Consider the following 9804-nt stretch of genomic DNA (forward strand, 5'->3'; position numbering starts at 1 on the left):
CTTTTTGCCCGCCCTTCAAGGAAGCCGTTGTTGATGAATCAACCCGCCACCAAAGTCCTGGTCATTGGTTACGTCTGGCCGGAACCCCGTTCCTCGGCCGCAGGCGGGCATATGATGCAAATTCTCGAGAGCTTTCTTACGCAAGGTTGGGACATTACCTTCAGCAGCCCGGCGACCATCGGCGAGCACAAGGCCGACCTGCCCGCCTTAGGCATCAGCGAATGCGCCATCGCGTTGAATAACAGCAGTTTCGATGACTTTATCCGCGAGCTTGCCCCGGAAATCGTCCTGTTCGACCGTTTCATGATGGAAGAACAATTCGGCTGGCGCGTCGAGAAATGCTGCCCGGATGCTCTGCGCGTACTGGAAACCTCCGATCTGCAAAGCCTGCGCGACGCACGCCATCAACGCCTCAAGGACTGCCTCAAGGCCAATCCCGACAGTGATGACTTCAGCGCGCTCTTTACCCCTGCCCTCCAGCAGGAATTCGAACGGATGGCCGACACGGACCTTGCCAAGCGCGAGATCGCCGCGATCTATCGCTGTGACATCAGCCTGATGATTTCCGACGTGGAAATCCGCCTGCTCACCGAACAGTTCAAGGTGCCGCCTGCCCTGCTCCACTGGTGCCCTTTAATGATGGAGCCGCCCACCGAGCCTTTTGCGCCTTTTGAAGACCGTGCGCACTTCCTCAGCATCGGCAACTTCCGTCACGCGCCGAACTGGGATGCGGTGCTATGGATGAAAAACCGTCTCTGGCCGTTGATCCGCCAGCAACTGCCCGGCGCCCAGCTGCATATCTACGGCGCCTACACCCCGCCCAAGGCCACGGCCTTGCACAACCCGGCGCAAGGTTTCCATGTGATGAACTGGGCCGAAGATGCCCTGCAAGTGATGACCGCGGCGCGCATCTGCCTGGCGCCGTTGCGGTTTGGCGCCGGGATCAAGGGCAAGTTGGCGGATGCCATGCTCTGCGGCACACCGAATGTCACGACGCCCATCGGCGCCGAAGCCATGGGCGACGAACAACCATGGCCCGGTGTGATCGAACACAACGTTCCCGCGTTGGCAGCGGCAGCCGTGGCGTTGTACCAGGATCGCGAGCGCTGGACCCAGGCCCAGGAAAACGGTCGCCAACTGCTGGCCCGGCGTTACGACCAGAACGTCCACGGGCCGGCATTGGTAGCGTGCCTCGAGCACTGCCGCAGCCGTCTTGCCGAGCATCGCCGCAACAACTTCACCGGCAGCATGCTGCGTCACCATGCCCACAAAAGCACCCAGTACATGTCCCAGTGGATCGAGGCGAAAAACCGCGTGCTTTAAACGCCGACGCTGGCGAGGTTGCACGCAAGGGGGCATTATCCTACGCAGCAACCACAATAAAGCGACGGCAGCATGACCCGAGCAACGCGCATCACCGACCCTTCCTACGAGCTGATGGACGACCACAACGGCCTGTCCATCATCTATCGCCAACACGGTTTCCCCTGCCCGCTGGTGCGTTGGCACTTCCACAAGGAATACGAGCTGCACCTGATCATCGCCAGTTCCGGCAAAGTGTTTATCGGCGACTACATCGGCAACTTCTACCCGGAAAGCCTGTTCCTCACCGGCCCCAACTTGCCCCACAACTGGATCAGCCAGGTGGAAGAAGATGAAGTGGTGCCCAAGCGCGACATGCTGGTGAACTTTACCGATGAGCTGTTCGAGAATGGCAGCCAGACCTTCGCTGAACTCAAGCCCCTGGCGCAGTTGCTGGAGCGAGCGCAGTACGGCATCGAGTTTCGCTGCAAAAAAACCATTGCCCAGGCGATAACCCTGATGCAGCGCATTGAGGATGCCAAGGGCATAGCGCGCCTGGGGCACTTCTTTATTTTGCTGGAGGTGCTGAATGCGTGCGAGGACTACCAGTTACTGTCAGGGGTGACCACCCCACAACTGGCGGACGAGCACAGCATCGACCGTACCAACCGCGCGGTGGACTACATCTTTGCCCACTACGCCCGTGAGTTGCCGTTGGAAGAAGTGGCAGACTACCTGGGGATGAAACCCACGTACTTTTCCCGAGTCTTCAAGCAAGCCACCGGACGCACCTTCGTCGAGTTCGTCAACCGCCTGCGCATCAGCAAGTCCTGCGAGTTGCTCGCCGATGGCGAAAAACCCGTGACCGATGTGTGCTTCGAATCAGGCTTCAACAATATTTCCAACTTCAATCGGCGCTTTCAGCAGCTCAAGGGCATGACGCCGTCGCACTACAGGCGGTTGGTGGTGCAACGGTTGACGGAGCAAAACCTGGCTTGACCGCTCGTCGCCACTGTCAACTTTGACAGCTATACGCGTCACCTTGTGGGGGTGTGTGATTTCCTTGCCCGGTTTCTTCCCTGTACAAGGAACGCCTCCCATGAAAAAACTCACCCCCTCCGACAGCCCCAGCCCGATCTGCAAGCCTCATCACCACCAACCCCCGAATACCGTCGACGACCTCCTCCCGCCCATCGTCAGTGATGCGGTGCGCCCGATAGATGGGGCTGAACGCGGGCTGGGGATTCGACACATCGAGCCCTGGCTTATTGTTCATATACTGCCTTGGGGTCAACTCAAAGCAGGCGATATTTTCAAGGTATACATGGGAAGCTTTACGTTTGCCCTCGCATCGGATGAGGTCCGAAAGGAGGATCTGGATAACACGGATTTCACTCTGGTAATCGATCAGAGCCTGGTACCGAGAGGTTATGTCTACCCTTGTTTTGCAGAAGTCATTCGATTTGGTAGTGGTACTCCCAGCAACTCCCCCTGGCAAACCTGGTATACCAAAACTACCCGTCCAGGCGGGCTTAGCACCAACCCCTACTATCACTCCAGGCTGATCCTCCACCTGCCACCTGGCCTGGAGAATGGTGGCGTGCTTGACCCTGAGGGGGCCGAGGACGGCGTTGACTTGACGATCGATCCTTACCCGAATATGACGTTGGGAGACACCATCGAAGTGTGGTGGAACGGTCACCCCGTATTCCTGGAGATTGATCAAGACCACCTCGACGGTCTCGATCCTATTGTCGTACACGTACCAGAACAAACCATCATTGACGGGGGCAGTGGCGTGGTGGTGATTTATTTCCGGATCTTCGACACGGTGTTCAACTTTTCGGGGGAAGTGCCGCAGTGGTCGAAACCTGTGAATGTGGATGCCGACCTGGACCCGAACGAACTCGAACGGCCGCACCTGGTGGTCAATGGGCATTCAGTCACTGAGGTCAATATAGACACCGTGGGAGATGGGCAGTACCAAGCGGAGGTATACGTTCCCAGAAGGCTACCCAATGGTACAACTACACCTGTCGGCGCGTTAATCCACATGACAGTCGTTGTGTTCGATGCCGATGGGGGAAGCACTACCACCCCGTTGCCAGCGTTCCCCGCTCGAATCGGCCTGTCGGCCACCACTGACCTGGACAGTGAACTCATTGAAATGGCGGTCAATGGCCACGTGCAATTGCGCTACACATTGACAACAGCCACTGGCACCCCCCTCGGCACCTCCCGGCGCTTGAACGTGGCAGTCTCCGGCACGAGGAAATCCATGCCGGCGATGACCATCGATCCCATCGAAGGAGACACTATAGACCCGGAGATCGCCTTTTTTCGGGCCATTTTCCCCAAATTCTCGCCCTACGACGCCGACTGGAACGTGACGTTCCGCATGGAAGCGATAACGCCTGAAGGCAGGCTCATTGAGTACGAAGAGGAACTACTGGCAGGTGCCAAAGAACCCCCGCCGCTCCCCCGCATAGTGCGCAAGGATCAGTTCGAGCGCTTCATCGGGCTGCCAACGGTTCGGGTGTTCTACCTCGTCCAAGACGACCAAAAGCTGATCATGGCCCCCGGCATCCAGACGGTACGCAAGTCCGACGTTCTGGAAGTGCGGATCGGCGCCGTTACACGCACCATGCCGCCGCCTCAACTGCAATATCTCGACCCGTTCAACAACCTGGACCCTGATAGCATTATCGGGGGCAGCCTCAATCTGACCTTGACTGAAACGCGCACCCTTCCGGGTGACATTTTCACTTGGTCATGGCAGGGCTCTAATAGCAGCGGCGGTACCGTCGGCGATGACGTGAAACTCAACCCAGGAACTGCTGGCAAACCCGTCGTAATCCCGATAGACGCGAAATATGCCATCGCCAATAACAATGGCGAAATTCGCCTGAGCTACACATTGCTCCCGGCGGATGACGGCCCGAGACGTTACTCGGAACTCTTAATTGTCACCGTGGGAAAAGCACTGACGCTGCTGCGGCCGGAAGTACTGCAAGCCACCCGCTATCCCGACCAACTTGCGGCGCTCGCCGCATTACATGGCGCGACTATCGAGGTCCAGTACCCACAGATGACACCCAGCCATCGTATTGAAGCCTGCTGGTCCGGCATTCCGGGCATTGGTACGTATTGCGAGACCAAGGATGGCAATACCTCGAAAGTCCTGCACTTCGAAATCGACCCCGAGGTGGTGGGTGCCAACATCCAGGCGCAAGGGCATTTTATTCAGGTGCAGTACTTCGTGATCCAGGGCCAACATAGAAAGCCTTCACCCGTGTTGAACCTGGAGTTACTGCCACCGCCGCTACCCAAATCCTATCTTGAAGGCCACTCCCTGGATGCTGTGCTGGATATCAGTACCTTGAAAGGGACCGAGCGCGCCCTTGTCGATCCCTGGCCTTTTATCCATCACTTCCAGTGGGCATGGTTTGATATGCTCGGCACTTACGCAGACGACAGTCCCTTCTACCACGCCTTTTACTACCCCAGCCTGGTCGGATTGGACGGCGAGCAGAACGGCCTTCATCCATTGGCGCCCATTTCGGAATTACGCAAGCTCAAGGACGGTACGCAGGTGAGCATGCGCTGCGCAGTGACGTTTGACCAAAGCACCGATTTGTCCAACGCTGTGTGGTTTCCGCAGCGCAACTATACGGTCCAGGCCTTACCTGCACAGTACCCTGTGCCTGTTCTGGCAGAAGCAAGCGGCTCCGGAACGCTGGTTACGTTGGCGCCAAAGAACGCAGAAAACGGGGCTCATGTGCAAGTGAGCTATATCCCGATGGCGCTCACCGACAAAATCTACCTGGAGGTCTTGGGCACCCCTGGTCGGGGCTCGACTGTGATCGGACCGCTATCTGGAACATCCAATGGCACCGTAATCGTTCCCCTGGACGCAGCACTGATTGCCGCGAATATCGGCAATACGCGTACCCAATTCACGATCAGGTACACGGTAACCAAAGGCCTGGATACTCGGCCCTCAACCTTGCTTACGGTCAATCTTGAACCGCTATCCCAGGCTGATCTGAAAAACACCGTTATTAAGATCGATGAGGCTAATGCAAGCAATGTAATCAATTTAGACACATTGGTCGGCAATGCCACAGCCAGGGTGACGACCTGGCCGTTCATTGCCAGGTACCAGCCGGTGTGGCTCAGGTTGTTCGGCACAGATCCCAATGGTAAGGCACACAACCTGACACTGCTTGATGGTTCCAACAACGGTGCGGTTGACGCTGCTTGGATCAACCAGGGTTATCACCTGGAACAGGTACTGAATAGTTATCTGGGCGATCTTGGACACAACAGCCTACTGACGATGGAGTTGAAGGTCGCGCTCAATGGTGAGAAGGACGAGTTGCGGGCCATAGTATTTCCACCCACCCGGTACACCCTCTACAGCGTGATGGTCCACAACTGCACGTCGTTCACCGATAACTACATGAATTTCTGGCTCAGTAAATAGCCTGACTCGGGCATACGACGCGAACCCAACGCTAACTTTTTCTGGCAGTCAGGCCCCAATACAGGCAACGGTGTAGAACTCAGCAAAACCTTTACACCCGCGGCGGCGGGGTACTACAGAGTCAAGTTCAGGTGCCGGATCAGCAAGTTCGCCGCTATTGGTGGGCCGACGTTTGTCGAGATCCACTTAGGCACATTGAAAAATACGTTTAATGTGCCTGCCATTAATACCTGGCTCAACGCCGATATTGTGCTCGGTTATTTGCCCGGCCAGCCGTTCACAGCCTCGATAGCCTTCAAGAACCCAACCACCAACGGGCTTTATGACCTGGATGATATTTGCATTATCCAGACGCCCTATCCGATCTGACATAAAAGCAAGCAGGGATCAGTACTCGTACTGATCCCTGCACATTCATAGTGGTAAAACCAAGTCCCTGTGAATATTTCAGGGTAAGACACACCTCTGCAACTTTTCATCAAACTCGTGCCCATTCGGGCAAGTGTAGGGGTATTGAATCCATCTATTAATATTAGCGTTCCATACACACCGGTAATACCCACCTACCCTATCGGTACTTTTAAAATAACCAGCCTGGGTACAAGGAGGCTCTCGTGATTCCGGGGGCTCCGTCGTGCAGGCACTGATAGAAACGGCGATGACCAAGCCCAATGCAATTTTATAGAGCGTGGCGTTTTTGAAGCGTCGTTGGGAACCGTTCATAAACATCTCCTGGTTAGGTTTTGCCAAACCATTAACCCTCCCCGCTTTTCAGGCGTCTACTGTCAAAACTAACAGGTAGGCACGCTCACACGCACCACGGGCCGCCCGGCATCAATAGTGCAAAAAAGTATCAGCCCCAGTGCTCCCAAGGATTTGTCACAGCGCCATTTGAAGGCTGTAATCAACGCACACTCTTCCAGCTGTCGTGGGAGACACAACAACAATAACTGTCCTTCCGTAGCCCCTGGGCGCGGAGATGGAGTGCGCGATGAAGTTCACAGCAAAAGCCCTGCTTGCTTGCACCTGCATGACCCTCAGCGCCGTCAGCCTTGGCGCGCAAACCCTGACCATTGCCACCGTCAATAACAGCGACATGATCCGCATGCAGAAGCTCTCGAAAACCTTCGAGACCGAGCATCCGGAGATCAAGCTGAACTGGGTGGTGCTCGAAGAGAACGTGCTGCGCCAACGCCTGACCACCGACATCGCCACCCAAGGTGGGCAGTTCGACGTGTTGACCATTGGCATGTACGAAGCAGCACTGTGGGGTGGCAAAGGCTGGCTGGAGCCGATGACCGATCTGCCGGCGTCCTACGACCTTGACGACGTATTCCCTTCGGTACGTGATGGCCTCTCGGTCAAAGGCTCGCTGTACGCCCTGCCGTTCTACGCCGAAAGCTCGATCACCTATTACCGCACCGACTTGTTCAAAAACGCCGGGCTGACCATGCCCGAGCACCCGACCTGGACTCAGATCGGCGAATTCGCCGCCAAACTCACCGACAAGACCAAAGAACAATACGGCTTGTGCCTGCGCGGCAAAGCCGGTTGGGGCGAGAACATGGCGCTGATCACCACCCTGGCCAACGGCTACGGGGCGCGCTGGTTCGACGAGAAGTGGCAGCCGGAATTCAACGGCCCTGAATGGAAGGACGCGCTGAACTTCTACGTCGACAACATGAAGAAATCCGGCCCGCCGGGCGCTTCCAGTAACGGCTTCAACGAAAACCTGGCACTGTTCAACAGCGGCAAGTGTGCGATCTGGGTGGATGCCAGCGTGGCCGGCTCGTTCGTCACCGACAAGACCCAAAGCAAGGTAGCTGAACATGTCGGTTTCACCTTTGCCCCCCACGAAAAGACCGACAAAGGGACTTCGTGGTTGTACTCCTGGAGCCTGGCGATCCCGACCAGTTCCAAGGCCAAGGACGCCGCCAAGGTGTTCACCAGTTGGGCGACCTCCAAGGAATACAGCCAACTGGTGGCCAAGACCGACGGCATCGCCAACGTACCGCCTGGCACACGCACGTCGACCTACAGCGACGAGTACATGAAGGCCGCGCCGTTCGCCAAGGTCACCCTGGAGTCGTTGAAAGTCGCCGACCCGACCAAACCGACGCTCAAGCCGGTGCCGTATGTGGGTATCCAATTGGTGACCATTCCTGAGTTCCAGGCGATTGGTACCCAGGTCGGCAAGTTCTTCTCCGGCGCGTTGACGGGTCAACAAACGGTGGACCAAGCCTTGACCGCCGCGCAGACCACCACCGAGCGCGAGATGAAGCGGGCCGGGTATCCCAAATAACCCTGACTCACCCTCGTAAATGTGGGAACCCGCTTTATGTGGGAGCCGGGCTTGCCCGCGATAACGGTCTGTCAGTTGATGAATCTGTGTGCTGACACACCGCTATCGCCGGCAAGCCAGCTCCCACATTTGACCGTGCTCCGACTCTGGCTCTGCCTGTAATCGACTGGTTCTGATCACCATGAATACAACCACACCCAAAAACCGCCTGGCCAACCCCGGCTGGTTCCTCGTCAGCCCCTCGGTGGCTTTGTTGCTGCTGTGGATGATCGTGCCGTTGGGCATGACCCTGTACTTTTCGCTGATCCGCTACAACCTGCTCTACCCCGGTGAAAACCAGTTCGTGGGGCTGGAGAACTTCACCTACTTCATCACCGACTCGGGCTTCCTGCCCGGCGCCACCAACACCCTGTTGCTGGTCGGCAGTGTGTTGCTGATCAGCGTGGTGTTCGGCGTATTGATCAGCGCGCTGCTGGAGGCCAGTGAGTTCTTCGGCCGCGGCCTGGTGCGGGTGCTGTTGATCTCGCCGTTCTTCATCATGCCCACCGTCGGTGCACTGATCTGGAAGAACCTGATTTTCCACCCGGTGTCCGGTGTGCTCGCCGCCGTGTGGAAGCTGTTCGGTGCCGAGCCGGTGGATTGGCTGGCGCACTACCCATTGCTCTCGATCATCATCATCGTGTCATGGCAATGGCTGCCCTTCGCCATCCTGTTGTTGATGACCGCCATGCAGTCCCTCGACCAGGAGCAAAAGGAAGCCGCACGCCTGGACGGTGCCGGCGCCATCGCGATCTTCTGGCACCTGACCCTGCCCCACCTGGCCCGCCCGATTGCCGTGGTGGTGATGATCGAAACCATCTTCCTGCTGTCGGTGTTCGCCGAAATCTTCACCACCACCAACGGTGGCCCAGGCTATGCGTCGACCAACCTCGCCTACCTGATCTACAACCAGGCGCTGGTGCAGTTCGATGTGGGCATGGCTTCGGCCGGCGGCTTGATTGCCGTGGTCATTGCCAATATCGCGGCGATCATCCTGGTGCGGATGATCGGCAAAAACCTGACTGACAAGCCTTGAGGGCCGCGCCATGACGCTTCAACAATCCCGCCGCCTGCAAAGCCTGTTGCTCGGCACGTTGGCCTGGGCCATCGCGATCCTGATCTTCTTCCCGATCTTCTGGATGGTGCTGACCAGTTTCAAGACCGAAATCGACGCGTTCGCCACGCCACCGCAGTTCATCTTCACGCCAACGCTGGAGAACTACCTGCACATCAATGAGCGCAGCAACTACTTCGCGTATGCCTGGAACTCAGTGGTGATTTCCTTCAGCGCCACCGCCTTGTGCCTGCTGATCTCGGTGCCGGCCGCCTACTCGATGGCGTTCTACGAAACCCAGCGCACCAAGGGCACGCTGCTGTGGATGCTGTCGACCAAGATGTTGCCGCCCGTGGGCGTATTGATGCCGATCTACCTGTTGGCCAAGAGCTTTGGCCTGTTGGACACGCGCATTGCGCTGATCATCATCTACACCCTGATCAACCTGCCGATTGTGGTCTGGATGGTTTACACCTACTTCAAGGACATCCCCAAGGACATCCTCGAAGCCGCCCGCCTGGATGGCGCCACCTTGTGGCAGGAAATGGTCCGGGTACTGCTGCCGATCGCCAAGGGTGGCCTGGCCTCTACTGTGTTGCTGTCGCTGATCCTGTGCTGGAA

At 57.3% G+C, this 9804-nt stretch carries 7 protein-coding genes; 6 read left to right on the forward strand and 1 reads right to left on the reverse strand.

All coding sequences use genetic code 11. The annotated features are described in order from the left end of the window. Nucleotides 1-33 precede the first annotated feature (33 nt). The 3 genes from ACRESD_RS07430 to ACRESD_RS07440 all read left to right on the forward strand — a co-directional run bounded on the left by ACRESD_RS07430 (nt 34) and on the right by ACRESD_RS07440 (nt 5788). The gene (locus ACRESD_RS07430; protein ID WP_431750336.1) at nt 34-1323 is read left to right on the forward strand and encodes a glycosyltransferase; all 1290 of its coding nucleotides are present in this window, start codon (nt 34-36) and stop codon (nt 1321-1323) included. A 72-nt stretch (nt 1324-1395) separates the two neighbouring features. After that, nucleotides 1396-2301, forward strand: a complete 906-nt coding sequence (locus ACRESD_RS07435; RefSeq protein ID WP_431750331.1) for a helix-turn-helix domain-containing protein — start codon at nt 1396-1398, stop codon at nt 2299-2301. A gap of 100 nt (nt 2302-2401) precedes the next feature. After that, a complete protein-coding gene (locus ACRESD_RS07440; RefSeq protein WP_431750332.1) occupies nt 2402-5788 on the forward strand; it encodes a hypothetical protein in 3387 nt (1128 codons plus the stop codon). Between the two features lie 447 nt (nt 5789-6235). Here ACRESD_RS07440 and ACRESD_RS07445 read toward each other — a convergent pair whose 3' ends face one another. Beyond that, nucleotides 6236-6517, reverse strand: a complete 282-nt coding sequence (locus tag ACRESD_RS07445; RefSeq protein WP_431750337.1) for a chitin binding peritrophin-A domain-containing protein — start codon at nt 6515-6517, stop codon at nt 6236-6238. Between the two features lie 262 nt (nt 6518-6779). On the opposite strand from ACRESD_RS07445, the gene ACRESD_RS07450 reads away from it, so the two are divergent. The 3 genes from ACRESD_RS07450 to ACRESD_RS07460 all read left to right on the forward strand — a co-directional run. Further along, on the forward strand, nt 6780-8090 hold the full coding sequence (locus ACRESD_RS07450) for an ABC transporter substrate-binding protein (RefSeq protein ID WP_431750333.1): 1311 nt from the start codon (nt 6780-6782) through the stop codon (nt 8088-8090). Between the two features lie 181 nt (nt 8091-8271). After that, nucleotides 8272-9165, forward strand: a complete 894-nt coding sequence (locus tag ACRESD_RS07455) for a carbohydrate ABC transporter permease (protein ID WP_431750334.1) — start codon at nt 8272-8274, stop codon at nt 9163-9165. A 10-nt stretch (nt 9166-9175) separates the two neighbouring features. Continuing rightward, a partial coding sequence (locus ACRESD_RS07460; protein ID WP_431750335.1) for a carbohydrate ABC transporter permease occupies nt 9176-9804 on the forward strand: 629 nt, incomplete at its 3' end.

Origin of the sequence: Pseudomonas sp., from assembly GCF_050739995.1 — a bacterium.
Lineage (GTDB): Bacteria > Pseudomonadota > Gammaproteobacteria > Pseudomonadales > Pseudomonadaceae > Aquipseudomonas.

Excerpts from the sequence above, each read along its gene's own strand:
- ACRESD_RS07440 (WP_431750332.1), top strand. The coding sequence starts at position 2,402 with ATGAAAAAACTCACCCCCTCCGACAGCCCCAGCCCGATCTGCAAGCCT.
- ACRESD_RS07455 (WP_431750334.1), top strand. The coding sequence starts at position 8,272 with ATGAATACAACCACACCCAAAAACCGCCTGGCCAACCCCGGCTGGTTC.
- ACRESD_RS07435 (WP_431750331.1), top strand. The coding sequence starts at position 1,396 with ATGACCCGAGCAACGCGCATCACCGACCCTTCCTACGAGCTGATGGAC.
- ACRESD_RS07430 (WP_431750336.1), top strand. The coding sequence starts at position 34 with ATGAATCAACCCGCCACCAAAGTCCTGGTCATTGGTTACGTCTGGCCG.
- ACRESD_RS07445 (WP_431750337.1), bottom strand. The coding sequence starts at position 6,517 with ATGTTTATGAACGGTTCCCAACGACGCTTCAAAAACGCCACGCTCTAT.
- ACRESD_RS07450 (WP_431750333.1), top strand. The coding sequence starts at position 6,780 with ATGAAGTTCACAGCAAAAGCCCTGCTTGCTTGCACCTGCATGACCCTC.